The following is a 22,845-nucleotide window of genomic DNA, read 5'->3' as shown; positions in this document are numbered from 1 at the left end:
AAAAAATAAAATAAAAATCAATGAGATAAATGGAATTTTTGCCTTGTATAAAATAAGAATTTTAATTGGATAATTTGTGGATAAATTTAAGAATTTAATTTTAGTTACAGTTATCCCCAAATTATTCAAATTTTATTTACAAATTTTTACAAACTATCGGCGTCAACCCCGCAGAATATGCAATAAAGCGTTAAAATCACGGCTTACAGTGGGATCAGAAGAGCGTAATTCTGTGATTTTTCGGTGAGCATGTAATACGGTTGTGTGATCTCGTCCTCCGAAGGCTTCACCGATATCAGGTAAGCTTAATTGCGTGAGTTCTTTTGCAATTGCCATAGCAATCTGCCTAGGTCTTGCCACGATACGCGTACGTTTTTTAGAGTACATCTCAGCTACTTTGATTTTGTAGTAATCAGCAACAGTTTTTTGGATATTCTCGATGGAGATTTGTCGATTCTGAACGGCTAACAAATCTTTCAATGCCTCTTTTGCTAACTCCAAGGAGAGAGGATGACCTGTAAAACGAGAATAAGCCAGTATTCGCTTTAGAGCACCTTCCAATTCACGAACATTGGAGCGGATATGCTTAGCGACAAAAAAAGCGACATTTTCATCTAGAACGATTTTATCTATCGATGCCTTCTTCAATAGAATAGCCACCCGCATTTCTAACTCTGGTGGTTCAACTGCTACCGTTAAACCCCAGCCAAATCTTGATACAAGACGCTCTTCTAAACCCGATATTTCTTTTGGATAACTATCACAAGTGATGATAACTTGTTTATGAGCTTCAACCAGTGTATTGAAAGCGTAGAAAAATTCTTCTTGAGTGCGAGTTTTGCCACCAAAAAATTGAACATCATCAACAAGTAAAACATCTAGCGAGTGATAATACAATTTGAATTTATCAAAGGACTTATGTTGGTAGGCACTGACTACATCAGAAACATATTTTTCAGCATGAACGTAGCGTACTTTTGCTTCATGATCGTTTTCTAAAACAGAATTACCAATAGCTTGAATTAAATGCGTTTTGCCTAAACCAACTCCACCATATATGAATAACGGGTTATAAGCAATTCCGGGTCGTTCGGCAACCTGGATTGCACCAGCCCGAGCGAGTTGATTGGCTTTGCCAGTAACAAAGCTGTCAAAAGTAAAATTTGGATTAAGATGACTCGCGTTTCTTTTTTTGGGTACAGGCTTAGTAGCAAGTGACTGGACAGAGTTATTGTTTACATTGCGTGAATTTTTGTCGTCAGAGATTTTTGCTTCAACTGTATTTCCAATTATTAACTGAAAGTGAATTTTCTTAGAAAAATGTTGTTGAGCCATCACCTCAATATGAGGTATAAAATTGTCTTTAACCCATTGTAGGACGAATCGATTCGGTGCAATCAATACTGGTTGATCGTCACAACTTCCAGAAATATCTAATTGTAATGGTTTAATCCAGGTATTAAATTGTTGGGCATTTAGCTCTTTCTTGAAATGCTTAAGACAAGAGTACCAGAAAGTTTCTATTGCCTGCATAAGTGGAAGATTCTAGTTAATCTGAAATTTATCTTAAACTGCAATTTTTACATGGTGTATTCTACACTGATGTATGAATATGCGTGGAAATCTCATTTCCAAAAATTCTAAAAGTGCTTGATCATTAGAACAAAGTTTGCACTTTTAAAGAGGAGGATTGATACCAAATTTTTGAGAGGCCGTCGTTTTGTAATCAACAATAGTATAATAAAGCGCTTGTGATTTAGTATTTTTCGTGTGGAAATAAGCTTATTACTTATTATAGGCGCCGTGTTTATCAATATGAAGTTACTTTTCGATTCTTGCTATTAGTGCTTATAACAGCAGCACGAAATTCCAATTTTAAAAATATATAAGGAATTGTTGATGAGCTTGGATATCAGCCAAAAATCAGCGTCCTTACAACCTGCCGTCTCTGCACATGATCTTGGTAAATGTTATCAGCTATATGCACAACCTAAAGATCGTTTAAAGCAGTTTTTATGGCGTGGTAGACGCCAGTATTACCGGGAGTTATGGGCTCTACAGGGAATCAATCTAGAAATAATGCCGGGTGAAGTAATAGGAATCATTGGGCGCAATGGCTCAGGTAAGTCAACTTTATTACAACTCATTTGTGGCACATTGACACCAACCTGTGGCAAAGTAGAGGTAAATGGCCATTTGGCAGCCTTACTGGAACTAGGAGCTGGATTTAATCCGGAGTTTACTGGGCGTGAAAATATCTGGTTAAATGCCGCCATTCTGGGCCTAACTCAAGAAGAAATCGCAGATCGAATCGAACAAATTATCGATTTTTCAGAAATTCGGCATTTTATTGATCAACCGGTCAAAACTTATTCGAGTGGAATGTATGTGCGATTGGCGTTTTCGGTAGCAGTGAGCATTGATCCTGATATTCTGATCATTGATGAAGCATTATCAGTTGGCGATGGTTCATTTGCACGAAAATCTTTTAATCGCATCATGCAATTGAAAGAAAGTGGCAAGACAATCTTATTTTGTTCCCATTCTCTTTTCCAAATTGAGTCAATGTGTTCCCGGGCGCTTTGGATCAATCAGGGTAAGCTGATGGCAGAAGGGGATGTAAAGCATGTGGTATCTGCTTATCAGACATTTTTAGACAGAAGTGTCCTAACTACAACCGAGCAAGCTACTGCACCTCGCGAGGAAGTTGTGCCGGCTAATTCGCCCCCTACTGGTGGATATGTGAGTGGACATGCGCGTTTGGATAAAGTAGATGTTGATATCGAGGGAAAAAGTTCTTGTGACGCTATTGTTAAAAGTGGTCAATCCACGGTTAGGGTGAAAGTATCGTTTGTTTCTGATCCTGCGATTCCCTGTCCGACAGTTGCGGTTACACTGCATGCCATGGATGGACGTATGCTCACGAGTGCAGCTACTTGGGAAGATCAGGTTACATTGGAGCGTACTCATAATGGGGCTGGACAGATTAGTGCTGTTTTTGAGCGCTTGCCCTTACTCAAAGGGGAGTATTTGATCAGTGTCTATCTACTTTGCGAGCAGGGTATACACCTATATGATTCAGCAAACGGGGTGGCTACGTTGCGTATAGAACAGGAAGGAAGATTGCAGGGTTATTTTGCTGTACCGCATATCTGGAGAGTTGATGATGGAAAATAAGGAACTCCAGTTTGATCGATTGTCCCGCTTGGATCTAAACAGAGTATCTCCCAATAACAGAGCCCTTCCTTTTTCTCCCCATGGTAATAATGTCTATATAAGCTCTGATACTTCTTCTCCCTATAAGGATTTAGCTTTTCCACTTAATGTTTATGCTCATGCTTTGTTGCTTCAGGAAGGTCGAGCGGATTATTTGCATTATGGATTGTTCCAGGAAAATCAAACCGATCTTTGCGCAGCGCAGCAATATTCAACAGACTTGCTTTTGAATCGCTTGCCTTCTGCACCTTGTCGCATCCTGGAAGTGGGGATAGGTCTGGGAACAACATTTTCTTTACTTACCCAGAAAGGGTATCAGGTTAACGGCATCACGCCGGATGCTCAACAAATCACACTGATACATAAACGCTTAGGCACACAAGCACAAGTGGCTTGCCAGCGTTTGGAGGATTTTGAAGCAGCGCAAGATAGTTTTGATGTCCTTTTATTTCAGGAGTCTGCTCAATATATTGAACCATTAGTCATTTTTAACAAAGGGTTGGATTTACTACCAGAAGGCGGTAGCTTGCTCATAGTTGACGAATTTGCTTTGCGTCGAGTCGAAGCCGGTGTGGAAGGATTGCATTTGCTAAGTGATATGCTGGCATTAGCCACTCGCTTGGGATTTGAATTGGTTGAACAGCTAGATTTATCTAGAATGGCCGCACCTACACTGGATTATTTGCTTCGTGTGACGACGCTACAGCGGCAGCGGTTGATGAATGATCTTTCCTTGAATGCTGAGTGTCTTGAGAAACTGGACGAATCTAACCAGCTATATCAAGAAAAATATGCGTGCGGACGATTTGGCTATGCATTACTGCACTTCAGAAAAAAACAGCAACCGCGGTGGCGTTTGCGTTTACTCGAAAAAAATCAGGTTCCTGATATGCTAGCTTTATTTGAGCAAACTTTTGGTCACAGCATGACCCCTGCTATGTGGCACTGGAAATATGGTACAGGGCGAGGTCGTGCAATCGGAGTATGGTATGAGAATCAATTAATTGCTCATTATGGCGGTATGGTTCGGAAAATTTTTTATTTTGGTCAACCGCAAATAGCAGTCCAGATTGGTGATGTTATGGTCGATTCAGCAAAACGTGGCACTTTGACAAAAAAAGGCCCCTTTTTCCTGATGGCGGCTACCTTTCTGGAACGCTATATAGGCTATGGTAAGCCTTATTTGCTAGGATTTGGATTTCCCAACGAACGAGCCATGAAAGTAGCAGAACGGCAGGGATTATATGTTGAAACGGGGCAAATGAGTGAGATAGAGTGGCAGCCCTTAGCCAAAACACCGCGATGGCTAACGCGATTACATGTTGTGGATAGCTCGAACGTTAATGAAAACTGGATTGTTACGGCGATTGCTCAATGTTGGCAAAGTATGGTTGCGGATTTGCAGGAGGCGTTAGTCGGCGTGCGCGATTGGACATACTTGCGCGATCGCTATCTCAGTCATCCTCACCAGCATTACCAGATTGTATTGGTAATCAATCGATTTGGTAGGAAAGTACGCGGAGTGTTAGTGCTGCGACATAATCCAGAAGGTTGTGAAATCACCGATCTCGTTTCGCCATTAAAGGAAATTCCGTTACTAATAATACACGCAAGAAGAATAGCGGGTATGAGTGGTCATCATCGGTTAAGTTGCCAAATTACCGAAAATTTTGCTTCGTATTTTGTTGCGACAGGCGGTATTCAGCAAGCGTTACCTATTCGTATTCCAGCCAATGCCTGGAGTGCCGGTCCAGCGCTAGAGACGCTACGTAATCGCTGGTGGCTGATGAGCGGGGATATGGATTTCAGGTGAAAACAGCTTGACTGTTTTATCATCGTTTGGAGTGTTTATTCATTGAGCGAGAGAAGTTATTGGAAAATTTACTTATTCCCTATCAAGCGACGTCATTCATTCCCTGTAAAAATGTATTAGTGTTGGCACCTCATCCAGATGATGAAGTATTCGGATGTGGAGGTGCCATCATGCGCCATGTTGAACAAGGTATTCCTGTTCGTGTCGTTGTGGTTTCGGATGGTGGTTATGGTGTTCTTGCAGAGGAATATGCAAATTATACGCTTCAACGTCAGCGTGAATGTGAGGCAGCTGCCAAAATATTGGGGTATGGTAGTCTGGTTTTCTGGTCATATCGAGATCGAGAGGTCTGCTATAGTGAGAAACTGGTCCAGGAAATTTTGACTGCTATCAATGAAACAGAGGTTGATCTGATTTATGCTCCTTCTGTTTGGGAGATGCATCCAGACCATCGTGCAGTGGGAATGGCAGCAGTTGAAGCTGTACGGAGAATGGGTAAAGCGATTCAATTAGTGTTATACGAAGTGGGGATGCCGTTGCGTCCGAACTGTTTGCTGGATATCAGCGATCTTGCTGAGCGCAAGATGATGGCGATGCAATGTTTTGTTTCGCAGAATGAAAAGCAGCGCTACGATCTGGATATTGCTGCGCTTAATCGCTATCGGACTTATACGCTACCTGCTGAAGTGACTGCTGCCGAGGCTTATTTTCTGGTTGCTGCCGAAGAGTTGGCCGATGATCCGCTCAAACTTTATCAATCTGAGCACATGCGTCAGAAAGAGTTGGGGTTGGCACTGGATAGCCGGGATAGACCTTTGGTCAGTGTCATCATTCGTAGCATGGATCGCCCTACCTTGCTGAAAGCTTTGGATTCAATAGCATTACAAACTTATTCGAATATCGAAATCGTTGTGGTTAATGCCAAAGGTGTTGACCATCATAAAATGGATGAATGGTGCGGACGTTTTCCTCTAAGCTTGACCAGTAACGCTGAGCGGCTGGGCCGCAGCCGAGCAGCTAATGTGGGTCTTGAAGCCGCCAAAGGGAAATATCTGATTTTTCTGGATGATGACGATTGGCTGCATCCGCAGCATATTGCGCGTTTGGTTGATGGGCTACTGGAACATCCTGAGGCAGTTTTAGCCTATGCAGGGGTTGAATGCTTGCGCGGTGAACCTGCGCAGCGTACCCATGTATTTGATGCGGCGTTCTCGCGAGCGCGGCTACTCATGGAAAATTACATTCCCATTCACGCTGCTTTGTTTGTTCACCGAGCATGGGAGCAGGGCTGTCGCTTTGATGAGAGTTTTGATTTACACGAAGACTGGGATTTCTGGTTGCAACTCCTACAACTGGGTGAGTTTGTGCACTGCCCTGGCGTCAGTGCCAGCTATCGCATAGATAATATGGGTTCAGGCATTTGGAGAGATCAGCAACGTATTCAGGCGAGCGTGCAGCGAATCCTGGAAAAATGGTGGCATTGCTTGAACACACAGGTAGTATTAGTTAATCTGCAAAGCCTTCGGGAAGATTTGCACCGCAGTCGGGTAGAGCTCGATAGCTTTCATCAGCAGGCAGCGACCCAAGAGGAAGCGCTGAGCCATGCACTCAGCGAATCAAAGCGCTATGCAGATGGATTACGCGAGCAGCTTAATATTAAAGAGTTGGAACTTAAGGTTGCTCATGAGCACCTTCATAACCTTCATAGTAAAGAGTTGGAGCTTAAGTCTGCTCATGAGCACCTTCATAGTAAAGAGTTGGAACTTAAGGCTGCTCATACTGAATTGGCCCTTCTTCAGCGTTTTACGCTACGTCATATCATGCGTCGTTTGCTTGGACGCCATTGAATCTTACCTTAGCCGTCGCGAGTAATAATGAATCCTTCCACTTGTTTATTTACCATAGTTTCGCGCAATTACTTGCACTTTGCCTGTACTTTAATGGAAAGTGTAGCTGAATATGCTCCATGGATGGAGCGAGTAGTCTGTTTATGTGACAGCGCTGAAGAAATTGATCCACAGGACTATAACTTCCGCTTAATGACATTGCGTGATTTGCCAATACCAGAGATCGATGCTTTTATTTTTCAGTACACCATATTAGAGCTGAACACCGCAATTAAACCATTTGTGTTCGAGTACCTGGCTCAGCGTGAACACTATCAGCAGATTTTCTATTTCGATCCTGATATTCGTGTGTATAGCTCACTCCAGCCGATGAGCGAGATTTTACAAAATTGCCAGATTTTGCTGACACCCCACCTTAGTGATTGGTTAGACGATGGCAAACACCCTAAAGAGCTTTCAATTTTGCAAAGTGGTAGCTATAACCTCGGTTACATCGGTCTGCGTAATACACCCGAAGCACTAAAGCTGATGAAGTGGTGGCAGTCGAAGATGTTGCGCGAATGCGTAGTGGATATTCCGCGTGGACTGTTCGTCGATCAGAAGTGGATGGATATGGTGCCGGGTATGTATGACGGGGTACATATTGAACGCCATCCGGGTTGGAACACTGCTTATTGGAATATTAATCACCGCACTGTATTACACGAGCAGAATGGTTACACCGTCAATGCACAGTCATTGGTGTTTTTTCATTTTTCTGGCGTGAGTCTAGATGGTAAAACCTTCAGCAAGCACCAAGATCGCTACACTTTGCAAAATCTCACACCAGCAGTGCGCGAATTGATGGAAGACTATGTGGAAGCGCTACGGAGACATGAGGGAGCACGCTACGGCAAGATTCCTTATGCGTTTGCCAAGTTCAGCGATGGTACGCTAATTCCTGATTCTGCCAGAATGATTTTCCGCGAGCAGCGTGATTATCTGAGTTTTAATCTGGCACAGACTGAAGGCGAGCAAGCGTTTATTGAATATCTCAATCAGCCTGCGGTGGAAATTGGCCGCAGCCACCCGCTGATTACTCGACTAGCGTACAAGCTTTATCAACAACGTTCCGACCTGAAGCTTGCTTTTCCCGATGTGTTAGGTGTCGATGCGCTGCGTTATGCCAATTGGTTTGTGAGCAACGCTACCGAGCAGGCTAAAATTGCTGAGCGTTTTGTCGAACCCATCCGCCATCGAATGCAGGAGCAAACGGTTAATTCAACATCTGCTGGTGGTATTACAATGGCGTCTCCGACCACCGTAGCAACGCCTAACCGAACTTTGCTACTACGACTAAATGCAGCACTGTGGCGAAACCTGTACCGTGTAGCATGGCGTGGGCGTGGCCTATTCCGCCACTTTGTCGGATATAACATCCGCCATAAATTGCACGCTTGGTTATTACGTTCTGCTTTTGAAATCAAGACCCCTCCACCACCAATCGAAACGACTCCTCATCCCGTGCGTTCAGAAGACCGCCATAGCGGCTTGAACGTGGTCGGTTATTTGTTCGCTGAAAGCGGTGTTGGGCAATCTGCTCGTTGTACGCTCATTGCTACCCAAGCGGCTAATGTAGAGATTGCAGCATTGGATTTTCGTGTTGGTAATGTCTCCCGGATGAATGCTGAGATTAAAGTACCATTAGCAGGGCAACAGCGCTTTGCGGTTAACCTCCTGCATATCAATGCTGATCAAATCCCGTTAGCATATGAGCACTTGGGATCAGAGTTTTTCCGTGGACGCTACAATATTGGATATTGGGCATGGGAGCTACCGGAGTTTCCAGAAACATGGAGTCAGGCTACACAACTACTTAATGAAGTGTGGGTACCGTCGTTTTTCTGCCAAGAGACAATCTCAGCCAAAATCGATCGGCCGGTGCTGCGTATGCCACATTGTATAGAAGCACAGCCATTGAGCAGGTTCAGGCGGGCTGATTTAGGCATGCCAGAGCATGGCTTTTTATTCGGCTTCATGTTCGATGTGCTTAGCGTAGCCGAACGTAAAAACCCGCTGACGATATTAGATAGTTTTCGCCGTGCTTTTGGCCGCAATCGACAAGACGTGCGCTTAGTGCTCAAGTTAATGAATACCGGCCATAATCCCGAGTTTATGCGAGCACTGCAAGAGCGTATTGATGGTGATAACTCAGTAGTAGTGCTAGAAGCCTATTTCAACCGCGAGCAAATCAACGGCTTTCTGCAAAACCTAGATTGTTACGTTTCGCTGCACCGCTCTGAAGGCTTTGGTTTGACCTTGGCCGAATCGATGCTACTGGGTAAGCCAGTAATTGCCACCGGCTGGTCGGGTAATATGGATTTCATGACCTCATGGAATTCACTGCCTGTCCGCTACGAACTAGTTGAATTGCAACAAGACTATGGTCCTTATAAGCGCGGCTGCCACTGGGCAGAGCCGTCGTCAGAACATGCAGCGGAGTGTATGCAAGCACTGTTCAACGATCCACAACTATGTGCCCGGATCGGCGCAGAGGCGCGCCGGACCATTGAGCTGGATTTTTCACCGTCAGCTGTGGGGGAGCGAATCCGCGCCCGATTGGCCAGACTGGAATCAAGTTATTAACGTATGGCACAATTGTTGATCCTTCTGGCGAGCTATCAGGGAACAGCGTTTCTTGATCAGCAGCTCCATAGTATTCGTTGCCAAACCTATCGCGACTGGCGGTTATTAGTGCATAACGATGGTCCCGACGCTGCTGCTGCTGCCTTAGTCGCTCGGCATGCGATGCAAGATCCGCGGATTGAATGGCTGGCTCCCACGTCTAAGCAGCGCCTCGGCGTGTGTAATAATTTTGGATTCTTGTTGACTTACGCTCAGCAGCACGGCTGTCGCTATTTTGCGTTGGCAGATCAAGATGACGTGTGGTTTGAAGATAAATTAGAGTGCCAAATGATGCTGCTGCAACAAGCCGAGCAGCGCTTGGGATCATCTGCTCCCTTGTTGGTGCATAGTGACTTACGATTAGTAGATGCGCAACTTCAACCGTTGGCTGTATCATTTATGCAGCAACGTGGCTTAAACCCGCAACCTAATTTAGCTACACTACTAGCACAAAATAGTGTTACAGGTTGCACCTGTATTGGCAATCAAGCCTTACTCCAGTTAGCTTTACCACTGCCAGAGTGCATTGCGATGCATGACTGGTGGTTGGCCTTGTGTGCACAGGCAGGTGGCGAACTATTATATCTAGCTAGGCCAACTGTTTATTATCGTCAACACCCAAAAAATGCAGTGGGGGCAGGATTAATACCAGCTCACTTTGGTAGTATTATTTACCGTACCCAGCAGGCATTTCGCGCTAGCTTTGCTCAAGCAACGGCGCTACAAGCACGGCTGACAGCAGATAAACCAACGATGAGCATACTTCAGCAGTACGCAGCATTGCCGCAAAGCTCATACCTGCAACGAGGTAGTCAGTTTCGGCGTTTGGCAATAAAACGGGCAGGCCTAATGGCTGATTGGTTTTATCGTTTGCAGCTACTATTGCTTTAGCTCGTGATTCGTTTCATAAAAATACTGATAAATCTCAGACTGGCCGAGTCGTGTATTAAATTCAATCTAGGTAAAAAGTTGAAAGCAACACAGATTAGCTGCATACGTTAAACATTTTTAAGAATCAAACTTTAAGCAATTATCTATGACCCATCATAATATGAAAATGACTGGATCCATGAATATAATCACAGAGTCCTATGCTAAAACAGAAATTTAGCCGAAACCGATGGATAAATAATTTAAACCCATGCGTTTCTGTAGTGATTGTAAATTATAACGCCGGATTGTTGCTTACAGATTGTGTTGACGCAGCTTTAGAGCAGACCCAGCAGGTGATCGTTGTCGATAATGCTTCCTCTGATTCAAGTTTGTCTGAGCTAACAAGAGAGTTTCCATCAGAGCATTGCTTGCAAATTATTCGTCTTGACAAGAATGTGGGGTTTGCTGCAGGCTGTAATATTGGGCTTAAAGCGGCCACAGCATCTTTTATTTTGTTTCTGAATCCAGATTGTATATTAGCGCCTGGTGCCGTTGACAGATTGTTGCAAGTAATAAAGCAAGATAACTATATAGGTATGGTCGGTGGTCGACTACTTAATTCAGATGGAAGTGAACAAGGCGGCAGTCGGCGCGCAATCCCGACTCCCTGGCGTTCACTGGTGCGGGCATTGGGGCTGTATCGCTTAGCTAAATATTGGCCGCGCCTTTTTTTTGATTTTCATTTACATCAGCAACCTTTACCAGAGAAACCGATTGAGATCGAAGCGATCTCCGGCGCGCTGATGCTGGTTCGTCGGCAAGCAATCGAAGAGGTTGGTGCCTGGGATGAAGATTATTTTCTTCATTGTGAAGATCTGGACTGGTGCATGCGTTTTCGACAGAGAGGCTGGAAAATCATATTTGTTCCTGATGTACAAATATTGCACCACAAGGGAGCGTGTAGTCAGGCCCGCCCAATTTTTGTTGCGTGGCATAAACACCGAGGGATGATGCGTTTTTACCAGAAATTTTTTCATGATCAATATCCAGCTATTTTGATGTGGCTGGTTTTTATAGGTGTATGGATGCGTTTTGCAGCAGTCGTAACCTTTCACACAATCAGCTATCTTGGTAGTTTAGCGGGATTACGTCGTGGCTAATCAGTGCATGGGGGTATTGGGCGCGACCAGCTCTGTTGGGAAGTGTGTATTATCGTTGTTAGAGCAGCATGGCTGGCAGACAGTGGCATTTTCCCGTCAGCGGGTTAAAGCTGAAATTATGCAAAAGAACCCGACAGTGACTTGGTGCCAGTTAGAGCATGAGCCCATGGTAAAAAATCAAGGAAAATTATGGTCAGGTGATAAAAAAATAACTTCGTGGATGTATTTGGCACCAATCTGGACTTTGCCCACTTATTTCGATTTTCTGACAATACAGGGAGCACAAAGAATCGTGGTATTGTCTTCAACAAGTATCTTTACCAAAGATGATTCTTCCGATAGTGAAGAAAAGAAAGTGGTGCAACGCCTCTCCGAAGGAGAAGCAAATTTACGTGCGTGGGCTGAACAGTGCGGCATAACCTGGATTATTCTACGTCCGACACTCATTTATGGACAAGGTCGTGATAAAAATATTTCTGAAATAGCCCGATTTATTCGCCGCTTTAAATTTTTCCCGTTACTTGGACGTGCCAATGGTTTGCGCCAGCCGGTTCATGTAGAAGATGTCGCTGCTGCCTGCTTTGCTGCATTTTTAGCAAATAAAGTAGTCAATCGGGCATATAATATCAGTGGTGGGGAGAAACTTACTTATCGTGATATGATCAAACGGGTCTTTAAAGGATTAGATCAATCTCCTTATCTGTTAACGATACCTTACTGGACATTTCGGTTGGCAGTAAATACCTTGCGGCGATTACCGCGTTATCGTCATTGGACAGTAGCGATGGCTGAGCGAATGAATCGTGATTTAATCTTTGATTATTCAGAAGCAGCGTGTGATTTTGGCTACGCACCCCGGCCGTTCCTATTGGCAAAAGGGGATTTACCTTGATGACTGATTCAGAAAAACATTCTTTTCCCGAGGGAAAAATATCATAAATAACCCAATAATTTTGCCGCTAAAAAGTAAAAGTAAACTTGCTTTTATAGTCAAGCTAAGTAATATTCACAATAAATAGTTTTTTTCCATAACAGAGCAGCGGATTTTTCTGGCATATTAGGTGTTCCAGAAATTTTGTTACTCATAGCATATTTTAGATGAAATCAAAAAGTACGCCTTATAACGAACTTGTCGAAGTATTAATCAGTTTTAAGCGCGCATTTCGTACTGTTGGTGTTTTCAGTGCAGTTATTAATTTGCTGATGCTGATGCCAGCCTTGTATATGATGCAACTTTATGACAGCGTAGTTACTAGCCGCAACGAAATGACATTGTTGATGCTAACATTGATCGCGCTGGGCGCTTATATATTCATGGGCGCACTGGAGTATATACGTAGCTTGGTTTTGATACGAGTAGGTGCGCAGTTTGATCTGAAAATGAATAAGCGCATTTATACCGCAGCTTTCGAACAAAGCTTGCGGCAAGGAAACAGTAATGCAGGCCAGGCTTTACAAGATTTGACCAATATACGTCAATTTTTGACTGGTCATGCCTTATTTGCTTTTTTTGATGCACCGTGGTTCCCGGTTTTTCTTATAGTCATTTTTCTGTTTAATGCCTGGATGGGTGTGTTTGCTTTGTTTGGCACAATAGTTATAGTGTTGCTTGCCTACATCAACGAAAAAGTATCACATAAACCGCTGGCTGAGGCCAATGCCATGGCAGCGACATCGAATACATTGGCAACCAATAATTTGCGGAATGCTGAAGTGATTGAAGCAATGGGCATGCTGCCCAATTTACAGGCGCGTTGGTTTAAGCTGCATAGTAAATTTTTAAATTTGCAGGCAGAAGCAAGCGAAAAATCGGGTGTAGTAACCGCCTGCAGCAAAGCTACTTCAGTTGCATTCCAGTCACTGATGCTGGGATTAGGTGCGCTGCTGGTAATAACAGACGACAGCATTTCTCCCGGCATGATGATTGCTGGTTCAATTTTAATGGGCAGGGCCATTGCCCCGGTCCAAGCGCTGATCGGTGTCTGGCGGCAAATTGGCAGTACTCGCAGTGCCTATGAACGACTGACAAAGTTACTCGAAGAGAATCCAGATCGTCAGTCGGGTATGGCATTACCCAAGCCGAATGGCGTAGTCTCGGTTGAAAATATTATGGCGGCACCACCAGGATCAAAAGTGCCCGTTATTAAAGGGTTAGCGTTTGCTATTGCGGCTGGGGAGGTATTGGGTGTTATTGGGCCAAGCGGGTCAGGTAAATCCACTTTGGCGCGATTGCTGGTGGGTGTATGGCCTGCTAATGCGGGCAAGGTGCGACTCGATGGCGCGGATGTGTACCAGTGGAATAAGGATGAACTGGGGCCTCATATAGGCTACCTACCGCAGGATATAGAGTTGTTTGCTGGTACTATTAGTGAAAATATCGCACGTTTTGGAGAGATCGACTCTGAAAAGGTGATTCTGGCAGCTAAGCGAGCAGGGGTTCATGAAATGATTCTGAGCATGCCTAAAGGCTATGATACATTGCTGGGAGATGGCGGTGGTGGCCTTTCCGGTGGACAGAAGCAGCGCATTGGTCTGGCGCGGGCCATGTATGGTGATCCCTCACTGATTGTGCTGGATGAACCTAATTCCAATCTGGATGATGTTGGTGAGCAGGCATTATTGGCAGCGATTATTGATTTGCGCAAACGTGGTAAAACAATTGTACTGATCACTCATCGTAAAAGTATTATTACTGCCAGTACCAAACTACTGTTATTGCGCGAAGGTACGCGTCAGATGTTTGGTCCAACAGACCAAGTCTTGGCTGAAATGAGCAAACAACAGCAGGCGCAACAAGCGCTGTTAACTCAACGACAGGCTAAAGAACAGACTAAAGAACAGACTGCTTAATTGAGAGCAAATCCATTCGCAACGAAACTGGTTTGACTTAATTGAAGTGACTAGCAAACGGAGAGATGTATAAACTCAACGAAAGTTTAATAATTTTCTTAAGTTGGGTAACTGTGCAGGAATAGAGAGATATGAAGCTCATTAGTCAAAAAGATACAACAGTGACTGAGACTGCGGTAGTAGATGTTGCAACTCCAGTCAAAACGGATGAAACAAGCCACGCTCGCCTCGGTTGGTGGATAGTACTGGTTGGTGTGGGTGGCTTTTTGCTGTGGGCAACATTTGCACCGTTAGATAAAGGAGTACCGGTTCCTGGGTCGGTGATGGTGGCGACGAATCGTAAAGCAGTTCAACATCAGACTGGCGGCATCGTGGATGATATTCTGGTAAAGGAAGGGGATGTAGTCAAGGCTGGCCAGGTGATCGTGAAGATGAATGATGTTCAGGTTAAAGCGCAGGCAGAAGTAACACGTGCTCAGCTCATCACCACCAGAGCAGTCGAAGCGCGGCTGATTGCCGAGCGGGATAATAAAGCCGAGATCGATTTTCCACCCTTTCTGCTTTCTGCAGCAGATGATCCCCGTGTAATCAGTAGTATCGCATTGCAGAAACAGTTGTTTATTTCACGGCAATCTGCACTAAAGCATGAATTAGCGGCGCTGGATGAAAATATCGCGGGCTTGAGTGTCCAATTGCGGAACTTGGAATCTTCGCGCGCGAGTAAGAAACAGCAACTACAATTTCTGAAAGAGCAACTCGAGAATATGCGGGAATTAGCGCAAGATGGTTATGTTCCACGCAATCGTGTGCTTGAGCTAGAGGGTACACACGCGCAACTAACTGGGGATATTTTTGCCGATACCGGTAATATCGGTCGCACTCAGAGCCAAATTTCAGAACTCAATCTCCGTCGAATCCAGCGTTTGGAGGAACATCGGAAAGAAGTTCGGGAACAATTGACGGACATTCAACGAGAGGCCGAATCGCTTGATAGTCAGCTCAAGGCACATGATTTTCAATTGGCTAACGTGTTAGTGAAAGCACCGGTAGATGGTGTTGTGGTGGGAATAAATATATTCACGCGCGGTGGAGTTATCTCACCAGGGTTTAATATGATGGATATTGTTCCGACAGAAGATTTGCTGGTCGTTGAAGGGCAAGTACCCGTTCATCTTATTGACAAAGTGCATGCGGGTCTTGACGTGGATTTCATATTTACAGCCTTCAATCAAAATAAACTTCCGCGCGTACCTGGTTTTGTGACAAATGTATCGGCCGATCGCTTGACCGAGGAAAAAACAGGCACACCTTATTATCTATTGAAAGCCAAGGTTACACCAGAAGGTATGAAATTGCTCACTGATTTTCAAATACGTGCGGGGATGCCCGTAGAAATTTTTGTAAAAACTGGCGAACGTTCGCTGATGAACTATCTGTTAAAGCCCATTCTCAACCGACTTCATAAAACGCTTGCGGAAGAATAGCTGTGCTGCTGCACTTATTTAAGCCATCCCTATTATCCATATTTGCGCTCACCTTATCGTGGCAGGTGGGGAACGTTCCGGCAATGGGTTTGGTAGAAGCTTATGAAGCAGCATTGATGAATGATCCGACATTTCGCTCAGCAATTCATGAAAATGAAGCGGGTCAGCAATCAATCCCGCTTGGACGGGCTGGGCTGTTGCCGACTTTATCTATTACTCATTTGCAGTCATGGACTCGGGGATCGCAAGCCACAGCTGGTGCTCCTACATCCACTCTGAGTTTTAATAGTGAGGTGACTACGCTAACGTTGCGGCAACCACTTTTTAATATGGAAGCAGTCGCCGGGTACGATCAAGGTTATGCGCGTGCAAATTCAAGTGAAGCTAAATTAATTAGTCAGAGTCATCAACTTATCGTACGATTGGTGGAAGCCTATGCCAATACGCTCCTTGCTCAAGATCGCCTGAATCTAGCTAAAGCAGAACATAATGCGCTAGAAGAGTTAAAACATGTCAATGAAAATATGTTGAAGCGAGGCGAAGGTACTCAGACAGATTTGATTGAGACGGAATCCAGACACGCTTTGTCGCAGGCCAAAGTGATTGAAGCACAAGATGAACTGGAAGTTGCACGACTTGCTTTGGAAGCAATAGTAGGCAAAGAAGCAACGCTGCTTGATTCATTAACAGGCGCTTTTGAAGTACAACCGATTTATCCAGCTGATTTTGAGAGTTGGCGTGTGATTGCTCTGGAACGCAATGCTGAGCTAGTTAGTCAGCGGCATCTCGTGACATCCAGTCAACTTGAAGTAAAAAAAAGCCGCGCTGGTCATGCACCTCGTGTTGACTTGGTAGCAAGCCTGAACAGACAGAATTCTGCATCGTTTCTTTTCCCTGGTCGCAATGCAGAATTTGGAAGTGTAGGTGTGGAGGTCAATTTACCGTTGTATGCAGGGGGGCGAGTAGTTGCAACCACCAATCAGGCACAAGCAAATAAAGCGCGTGCAGAGTCTGAGCTGGATGCATTGAGTGACAGAGTTCTTATAGAATTACGAAAACAATATCAATTGCTGCAAAGTAGTATTAGGCGAATAGAATCATTGGATTTAGCAGTTGATTCAGCGCTTTTGCTGGTACAAGCCACCGAGAAAAGTATCAAGGGAGGGGTACGCATCAATCTTGATTTGTTAAATGCGCAAAGTCAGCTTTTTTCTGCCCAAGTTAATCTGGCAGAAGCCCGATATAATTATCTGGTTGCCTATCTAAGATTACGGCTAGCGGCAGGCACGCTGGCTCTTGATGATCTAGAAAAGGTTGCTACCTATTTTGTTGCACGAAATTGATCATCATAATTTTTGCTTACCTTGATAATTTAGGATAAGCTGTTTATCAGGTGCTGCTAATTGTCAGCAGCGTCACTTCGTAGCCGATCAGCGTGATGTAGCCAAACAATATCAAATAGAGCAAATGCATGACTTGTAATCTCGTAGTCAGTTGGACGTTATGGTGAATAACAAGAAGAATCAGCGCCAGCGAAGTAAGTGCGAGCTTGAAATGAACAAACTTTTCTGTGCTGTCTTCAATCAATATTGCCATGAAGCTATTAAGCTCTATCCCTCCCCTGGCTAGAATATCAAGCGTCAATAAAGCATCCATCGCACTGAGCAAAATAATTGCAATTGTGCATAGCATGAGATGGGGTGCATATGAATCAACATAAGCAGTCCCTGTACCTGAGCGTCGTTTGTTAATACGTCTTCCTTTTTTGATTCCCAAATGATAAAGGCTGAAAAAGGGTACGTTAGCTCGACGATCCCGAGATCGCTGATCAATTATTATCTTCATACTAATCACATGATATGTATATTTTTAACAGTGAGCTCAAAGCTCTGCTCATTGCCACCAGTGGTTAAAATTGTAGCAAAATTATCATGAATAGAGATTATTTGTATAACGTTTAGCTAGTTCAAGTGTACTGATCCAGCTATTGCAATAAGTTGGCACTATCAGCCAAGTTTATATAGCTTCTGCCATGAAAATAAAGTTGACATTAATGCCCATAACAGGTTTTAATATGCGGTTCTATTGAGTAAGTATTATCCAATTAATAAATAATCTAAAATTAAAATGAAACGTACATACCAACCATCTGTTATTCGCAGGAAACGTACACACGGTTTCCTTGTACGCATGAGAACCCGCGGTGGCGCAGCAGTTATTCGGGCACGCAGAGCTAAAGGCCGCTCTCGTTTGAGTGTCTAGCGCCATTATTGAATGGTTAGGTGAGGAATTATTCATTCTCTAAGAAACATCGGTTGCATAAAGCGACGGAGTTTCAGGCTGTTATTCGTTTTAGATGCACAGTTAGTGGTGAATTTCTCCAGTTCTGTGTAAAACCGAGTAATTTGAATCATCCACGACTAGGATTGATCATTGCAAAAAAGCTGGAGCGACATGCAATAAGGCGAAATCGTTTAAAACGATTCTTGCGAGAAGTATTTCGCAAACACCAGCAAGAACTGGACAAAATGGACTGTGTTTTTCGGCTACAGCGCTCGTTAACTCAGATTGATTCTATTCGCATCAGGCAGGAAGCCGAAATGCTAATACATAAACTTAGGATGAAACAATGTTGCGATTGATGATAGGTCTTATCAAACTATATCAATACTGCATTAGTCCTTTTTTTCCACCTTCCTGTCGTTTTAGCCCAACTTGTTCAAATTATGCAAGCGAGGCACTGACAAAATATGGGCTTATCAAAGGAATGATATTGAGCATAGGCCGTATTTTACGTTGTCATCCATGGAATCGGGGCGGATATGATCCTGTTCCCTAAAAAACTTTAAAAAGATTATCGCTATAACTCGTTTGGCCAGACAAGATGGAAACTAAAAAAATTGTATTGATCATCATTTTTAGCACATCGTTGCTATTTCTTTGGGATGCGTGGGTAAAGGAGCGGGAAAGACTAGATAAATTGGCAGCTGGCCCAGCGGTCAGCACTGAGAATATACAGTCTAAGCAGAGCCATGATGCACTCCCTGTTCCGGGCGATACGCTAACTTCTTCCCAGCCAGATACTGCTAAGGTACCAGGGACTGAAGGGGCACCATCAGAGGTGACACCGCGTTTGCTGGCAACAGGAGAGCAAGTTAAAGTCGTTACTGATATGGTGGTAGCAGAGATTGATACCGTCGGAGGAGATCTTCGCCGCCTGGAATTACTCAAGCACCCATCCCGTGAAAATAAAGAAATCCCTTATGCATTGCTGCAAAGCCAGGGCTCCCGCATTAGCGTGGCGCAATCAGGGCTGATTGGAGATGGGCTACCCAATCATAAGGCGGAATACAAGCTAGATTCCAATACGCATAATTACAGCTTGGCGGCTGATCAAGACAAGGTTGTCGTTCGTCTTGTCGCTCCAGAAGCAAACGGCGTACAAGTTGCTAAAATCTATACTTTCCATCGTGGCAGCTATGTCATTGATGTTCAATTTGAGGTGAAAAATCTGGGAGAAGCAACAATCCGACCATTTGCTTATTTCCAGATATTACGGGATAACGTTCCAACCGCAGGCGGGACAATGATGGTTCCTACTTATCTGGGTGCTGCTATTTATACCGAGGATGGGAAGTTTCAGAAAATTCAGTTTTCTGATCTAGATAAAAATAAAGCGGATTACCCACAAAATGCAGATAATGGCTGGATTGCCATGCTGGAGCATTATTTCGTTTCCGCCTGGCTGCCAGAGCAAAAAACACCTCGAGAGTATTTTTCAAAACGGATAAGTGACAATTTATACACGGCTGGTGTGATCACACCGGTTGGTGCAATTGCGCCTGGTCAAACAGCGAGCGTAACGATGCCGCTCTATGAGGGGCCACAGGAGCAGGATAAACTGGCAGAATTGGCACCTGGTCTGGAGCTGACAGTCGATTATGGTTGGCTTACGGTGATTGCTGTACCATTATTCTGGCTACTTTCGTTTTATCATGAGTGGGTGGGTAACTGGGGTATCGCCATCATCCTTCTGACAATGACGGTCAAGATTTTATTTTTCCCATTGTCGGCAGCGGGTTATCGATCGATGGCAAGACTGCGTTTAGTGACACCGAAGCTGCAGCGTATCCAGGAACAATACAAAAGCGATCGCCAACAAATGCACCAGGCAATGATGCAGCTGTACAAAGAAGAAAAAATCAATCCGATGGGCGGGTGTCTTCCTATCATGGTACAAATCCCGGTGTTTATTGCCCTGTTCTGGACGTTGCTTGCTGCCGTTGAGCTACGCTATGCGCCGTTCGCATTGTGGATTACGGATTTGTCTTCACCTGATCCTCTCTACGTGTTGCCGGCTCTGATGGGGATTTCGATGTTCGTTCAATCTAAATTGAATCCCAAGCCGACTGATCCAATACAGGCCAAAGTCATGCAGATCATGCCGGTCATGTTCAGTGTATTCTTCTTCTTCTTCCCGGCTGGTCTCGTATTGTATTCATTAGTGAACAATGTGCTATCGATTGCGCAGCAGTGGCAGATAACACGATTGTATGGACAACCTGCTGCAGAAACAGCAGACAAAAAGAAAATAAATGAGAAAGTAAAAGAAAAAAGAAGATCTTAAAATGTTGTTTTATAGAAGTGAGCGTATTGTGAATTCATAAGCGCTCACTCATTTCTAAGAGAAGCTTCGTTATTACAAACATTAGGTATCAAGTTACATCTATTTCTTTAAACAGTATGGTTTAAAACCTTACGTGCAAGAATCATATGCATCATAGCAATGACATCATTGCTGCCATCGCTACCCCCCCTGGAAGAGGGGGCATTGGTGTTATACGTGTTTCCGGGAAAAATTTGCACTTTATTGCTAAAGCCATTCTTGGTTTAATTCCTCATCCCCGTCATGCACATTTGAGTCATTTTCTTGATGAAAATGGCCATTCGATCGATCAAGGTATCGCCATTTATTATCCATCTCCGCATTCTTACACTGGCGAAGATGTATTTGAATTGCAAGGTCATGGCGGCCCGGCTGTTATCAATTTACTTTTGTCGCGTTGCCTTCAATTGGGCGCCAGATTGGCTGAGCCAGGCGAATTTACTCTGCGCGCTTTTCTTAACAATAAGCTTGATCTCGTCCAAGCAGAAAGCGTGGCGGATCTAATCGACGCGAGTACGGCAGGTGCCGCACGCTGCGCCATGCGCTCCTTGCAGGGGGAGTTTTCTGCAACTATTCAGGCATTGGTGCAAGCATTGATCGATTTGCGCATGCTGGTCGAAGCTACTCTCGATTTTCCAGAAGAAGAAATCGATTTCCTGGAATCGGCGCATGCGGCAACACAACTGCATACTATCCGTGAAAAACTGGAGTATGTTTTACTTTCATCCCGCCAAGGCAGTCTGTTACAAGAGGGAGTAAAAGTCGTGCTGGTGGGACAGCCTAATGTCGGTAAATCTAGCCTGATGAATCGATTGTCCGGGGATGAAGTGGCAATTGTGACGGAAATACCCGGCACAACACGCGACACCATCCAGCAATTGATTCAGATCGAAGGTATACCGGTACACATTATCGATACCGCTGGATTGAGAGAAACCACGGATATCGTTGAAAAAAGTGGTATCGCTCGCACTCACGCTGTGATCAAGAAAGCAGACCTAGCGTTGTTGTTGATTGATAGCCGCTATGGCCTGACTGACGCAGATCAGAAGATATTGCGAAGCTTGCCTGCTGGCCTGCCGCTACTCACGGTCTTTAACAAAATCGATTTATTGAGTGAAAGTGCTCGCATCGAGGAGAAATCAGGTAGGCCTATTATCTATCTTTCTGCTAAAACAGGCATTGGCCTGGAATTATTACGCATGAAAATGCTCGAGATGATCGGTTGGCAATCCAATATCGCAGGTGAAGGCATGTTCATGGCGCGACAACGACATCTGCAAGCGCTGAGCAAGGCCAGAACACATCTTAATAATGCAGTCTCATGGGTGGAAAGCGGAAGACAATTAGAGTTATTGGCGGAAGAATTACGGCTGGCACAACTTGCGTTGTCATCGATTACGGGAGAATTCACCGCAGACGATTTATTAGGTGAGATTTTTTCGCGATTCTGTATAGGAAAATGATACTAAGAGTCGCTAACACAAGTTATTTACGAAGCATGAGCAGATGATGGCGGCAGCCAGCGAGAGTAGCGCGAGGTGGACATCGAGCCTACGCTCGAAGCAGATGCGCAGCTTGCCGAAGCCCGCGAACCAAGCGTGCGTTCGCTCGACTACCCAGCGATGCCAGCCCAGATGATCCTTGCTTTCGATGCCTTTACGGGCAATGCGTGCCGTAATGCTCCGCTTTCGCAAGTAGAGTCGGCACCGCGCGTAGTCGTAGCCTTTATCGGCGTGCAGTTTGCCGGACCGCTTTCTTGGTCGGCCGTCTAAGCCAGGTACAGCCGGGATTGCGTCAGAGCGATTATTTGTAGTAGACCAATTTGATCTGGCAGCTTCAAAAATTAGCCCTCATTTAATCTGACATTGATTGAATTTGATGTTTTTCCCTTAAAAAATCAATGTAATCTGGAATATTTTTGATATGTGCATGACTGGGCTCTTCTGAGTGACATTTAATACAGAGTACTTTTAAATTCTCTCTATTATTATCGTACTTTAAGCCGTTTATATGATGTACATGAAGCCATTTCCTGTCTGCCTTCGCTGAAAGATCAATATTGCACTTTTGACAGTGCCAATCATAACCACTCCTGATCTTCTGACTGATTTCATCCCAATCATCAGAGTACATGTTTAATGGAGCATTGTCTGAATTATGTTTTGGAATTTGTGTGATATGTGTTGTCAAATATGGAGTCCATATGATTAAGCTGCGAGTTGATTTGCATAGTATCGCTGTGTAAATTCTGCTGGCGATAGGTAACCTG

The 22,845-nt window shown here is 44.4% G+C and carries 18 protein-coding genes and 1 pseudogene; 15 read left to right on the top strand and 4 right to left on the bottom strand.

The genetic code is table 11. The features are described from left to right. Positions 1 to 162 precede the first annotated feature (162 nt). Entirely contained in the window at positions 163 to 1,533 is a 1,371-nt protein-coding gene (dnaA, locus tag BLV54_RS07770) for a chromosomal replication initiator protein DnaA (protein ID WP_090570174.1), read from the bottom strand. Positions 1,534 to 1,899: 366 nt separating this feature from the next. Here dnaA and BLV54_RS07765 point away from each other — a divergent pair, with 366 nt between their 5' ends. The 10 genes from BLV54_RS07765 (at position 1,900) to BLV54_RS07720 (ending at position 17,250) form a co-directional block, all read left to right on the top strand. Then, positions 1,900 to 3,177 (top strand): ABC transporter ATP-binding protein, encoded by a 1,278-nt coding sequence (locus BLV54_RS07765; protein ID WP_090570171.1) that lies wholly within the window; start codon positions 1,900 to 1,902, stop codon positions 3,175 to 3,177. Then, a complete protein-coding gene (locus tag BLV54_RS07760; protein ID WP_256329268.1) occupies positions 3,164 to 5,029 on the top strand; it encodes a class I SAM-dependent methyltransferase in 1,866 nt (621 codons plus the stop codon). Before BLV54_RS07765 ends, BLV54_RS07760 begins: the two co-directional genes overlap by 14 nt. A 59-nt stretch (positions 5,030 to 5,088) precedes the next feature. Next, the gene (locus tag BLV54_RS07755) at positions 5,089 to 6,876 is read left to right on the top strand and encodes a PIG-L family deacetylase (RefSeq protein WP_143032451.1); all 1,788 of its coding nucleotides are present in this window, start codon (positions 5,089 to 5,091) and stop codon (positions 6,874 to 6,876) included. Between the two features lie 27 nt (positions 6,877 to 6,903). Further along, entirely contained in the window at positions 6,904 to 9,501 is a 2,598-nt protein-coding gene (locus tag BLV54_RS07750; protein WP_090570164.1) for a glycosyltransferase family 4 protein, read from the top strand. A 3-nt stretch (positions 9,502 to 9,504) separates the two neighbouring features. Next, positions 9,505 to 10,431, top strand: coding sequence for a glycosyltransferase (locus BLV54_RS07745; RefSeq protein WP_090570158.1), 927 nt, complete (start codon positions 9,505 to 9,507; stop codon positions 10,429 to 10,431). Positions 10,432 to 10,694: 263 nt separating this feature from the next. Further along, positions 10,695 to 11,573 (top strand): glycosyltransferase family 2 protein, encoded by an 879-nt coding sequence (locus BLV54_RS07740; protein ID WP_256329267.1) that lies wholly within the window; start codon positions 10,695 to 10,697, stop codon positions 11,571 to 11,573. After that, positions 11,566 to 12,465 carry an NAD-dependent epimerase/dehydratase family protein gene (locus BLV54_RS07735; protein WP_218132350.1) on the top strand — a complete coding sequence of 300 codons (900 nt, stop codon included), beginning with the start codon at positions 11,566 to 11,568 and terminating at the stop codon, positions 12,463 to 12,465. The genes BLV54_RS07740 and BLV54_RS07735 overlap by 8 nt, the downstream gene beginning before the upstream one ends. 206 nt (positions 12,466 to 12,671) lie before the next feature. After that, positions 12,672 to 14,423 (top strand): type I secretion system permease/ATPase, encoded by a 1,752-nt coding sequence (locus tag BLV54_RS07730; RefSeq protein ID WP_090570149.1) that lies wholly within the window; start codon positions 12,672 to 12,674, stop codon positions 14,421 to 14,423. 131 nt (positions 14,424 to 14,554) lie between these two features. Continuing rightward, positions 14,555 to 15,907, top strand: a complete 1,353-nt coding sequence (locus tag BLV54_RS07725) for an HlyD family type I secretion periplasmic adaptor subunit (protein ID WP_090570146.1) — start codon at positions 14,555 to 14,557, stop codon at positions 15,905 to 15,907. Between the two features lie 2 nt (positions 15,908 to 15,909). Then, positions 15,910 to 17,250 carry a TolC family outer membrane protein gene (locus BLV54_RS07720; RefSeq protein ID WP_256329266.1) on the top strand — a complete coding sequence of 447 codons (1,341 nt, stop codon included), beginning with the start codon at positions 15,910 to 15,912 and terminating at the stop codon, positions 17,248 to 17,250. Positions 17,251 to 17,296: 46 nt separating this feature from the next. Here BLV54_RS07720 and BLV54_RS07715 read toward each other — a convergent pair whose 3' ends face one another. Continuing rightward, entirely contained in the window at positions 17,297 to 17,752 is a 456-nt protein-coding gene (locus BLV54_RS07715) for a DUF5658 family protein (protein WP_090570143.1), read from the bottom strand. Between the two features lie 282 nt (positions 17,753 to 18,034). Between BLV54_RS07715 and rpmH the strand changes: the two genes are divergently transcribed. The 5 genes from rpmH to mnmE all read left to right on the top strand — a co-directional run bounded on the left by rpmH (position 18,035) and on the right by mnmE (position 22,039). Continuing rightward, entirely contained in the window at positions 18,035 to 18,169 is a 135-nt protein-coding gene (rpmH, locus tag BLV54_RS07710) for a 50S ribosomal protein L34 (RefSeq protein ID WP_090570140.1), read from the top strand. Positions 18,170 to 18,189: 20 nt separating this feature from the next. Next, on the top strand, positions 18,190 to 18,549 hold the full coding sequence (gene rnpA, locus BLV54_RS07705) for a ribonuclease P protein component (RefSeq protein WP_090570137.1): 360 nt from the start codon (positions 18,190 to 18,192) through the stop codon (positions 18,547 to 18,549). Next, a complete protein-coding gene (gene yidD / locus BLV54_RS07700; protein WP_090570134.1) occupies positions 18,537 to 18,746 on the top strand; it encodes a membrane protein insertion efficiency factor YidD in 210 nt (69 codons plus the stop codon). The genes rnpA and yidD overlap by 13 nt, the downstream gene beginning before the upstream one ends. A 45-nt stretch (positions 18,747 to 18,791) precedes the next feature. Continuing rightward, positions 18,792 to 20,534 (top strand): membrane protein insertase YidC, encoded by a 1,743-nt coding sequence (gene yidC, locus BLV54_RS07695; RefSeq protein ID WP_090570129.1) that lies wholly within the window; start codon positions 18,792 to 18,794, stop codon positions 20,532 to 20,534. A 146-nt stretch (positions 20,535 to 20,680) separates the two neighbouring features. Beyond that, positions 20,681 to 22,039, top strand: a complete 1,359-nt coding sequence (mnmE, locus tag BLV54_RS07690) for a tRNA uridine-5-carboxymethylaminomethyl(34) synthesis GTPase MnmE (protein WP_090570126.1) — start codon at positions 20,681 to 20,683, stop codon at positions 22,037 to 22,039. A 12-nt stretch (positions 22,040 to 22,051) separates the two neighbouring features. On the opposite strand, the pseudogene BLV54_RS07685 reads toward mnmE, so the two are convergent. Next, a pseudogene (locus BLV54_RS07685) lies at positions 22,052 to 22,372 on the bottom strand (transposase); the annotation flags it as partial. Positions 22,373 to 22,430: 58 nt separating this feature from the next. Then, positions 22,431 to 22,845, bottom strand: a 415-nt coding sequence (locus BLV54_RS16050; RefSeq protein WP_218132349.1) for an HNH endonuclease, incomplete at its 5' end; no start/stop codon positions are given.

Origin of the sequence: Nitrosomonas sp. Nm33, from assembly GCF_900107265.1 — a bacterium.
Classification (GTDB): Bacteria; Pseudomonadota; Gammaproteobacteria; order Burkholderiales; family Nitrosomonadaceae; genus Nitrosomonas.
The sequence above is the reverse complement of the archived record's forward strand: the minus strand, read 5'-3'. Positions and strand labels throughout refer to the sequence as shown.

What these genes read in the sequence shown, in the direction of transcription:
- dnaA (WP_090570174.1), bottom strand. Translation starts at nt 1,533, where the DNA reads ATGCAGGCAATAGAAACTTTCTGGTACTCTTGTCTTAAGCATTTCAAG.
- BLV54_RS07765 (WP_090570171.1), top strand. Translation starts at nt 1,900, where the DNA reads ATGAGCTTGGATATCAGCCAAAAATCAGCGTCCTTACAACCTGCCGTC.
- BLV54_RS07760 (WP_256329268.1), top strand. Translation starts at nt 3,164, where the DNA reads ATGATGGAAAATAAGGAACTCCAGTTTGATCGATTGTCCCGCTTGGAT.
- BLV54_RS07750 (WP_090570164.1), top strand. Translation starts at nt 6,904, where the DNA reads ATGAATCCTTCCACTTGTTTATTTACCATAGTTTCGCGCAATTACTTG.
- BLV54_RS07745 (WP_090570158.1), top strand. Translation starts at nt 9,505, where the DNA reads ATGGCACAATTGTTGATCCTTCTGGCGAGCTATCAGGGAACAGCGTTT.
- BLV54_RS07730 (WP_090570149.1), top strand. Translation starts at nt 12,672, where the DNA reads ATGAAATCAAAAAGTACGCCTTATAACGAACTTGTCGAAGTATTAATC.
- BLV54_RS07725 (WP_090570146.1), top strand. Translation starts at nt 14,555, where the DNA reads ATGAAGCTCATTAGTCAAAAAGATACAACAGTGACTGAGACTGCGGTA.
- BLV54_RS07715 (WP_090570143.1), bottom strand. Translation starts at nt 17,752, where the DNA reads ATGAAGATAATAATTGATCAGCGATCTCGGGATCGTCGAGCTAACGTA.
- rpmH (WP_090570140.1), top strand. Translation starts at nt 18,035, where the DNA reads ATGAAACGTACATACCAACCATCTGTTATTCGCAGGAAACGTACACAC.
- yidD (WP_090570134.1), top strand. Translation starts at nt 18,537, where the DNA reads ATGTTGCGATTGATGATAGGTCTTATCAAACTATATCAATACTGCATT.
- yidC (WP_090570129.1), top strand. Translation starts at nt 18,792, where the DNA reads ATGGAAACTAAAAAAATTGTATTGATCATCATTTTTAGCACATCGTTG.
- mnmE (WP_090570126.1), top strand. Translation starts at nt 20,681, where the DNA reads ATGCATCATAGCAATGACATCATTGCTGCCATCGCTACCCCCCCTGGA.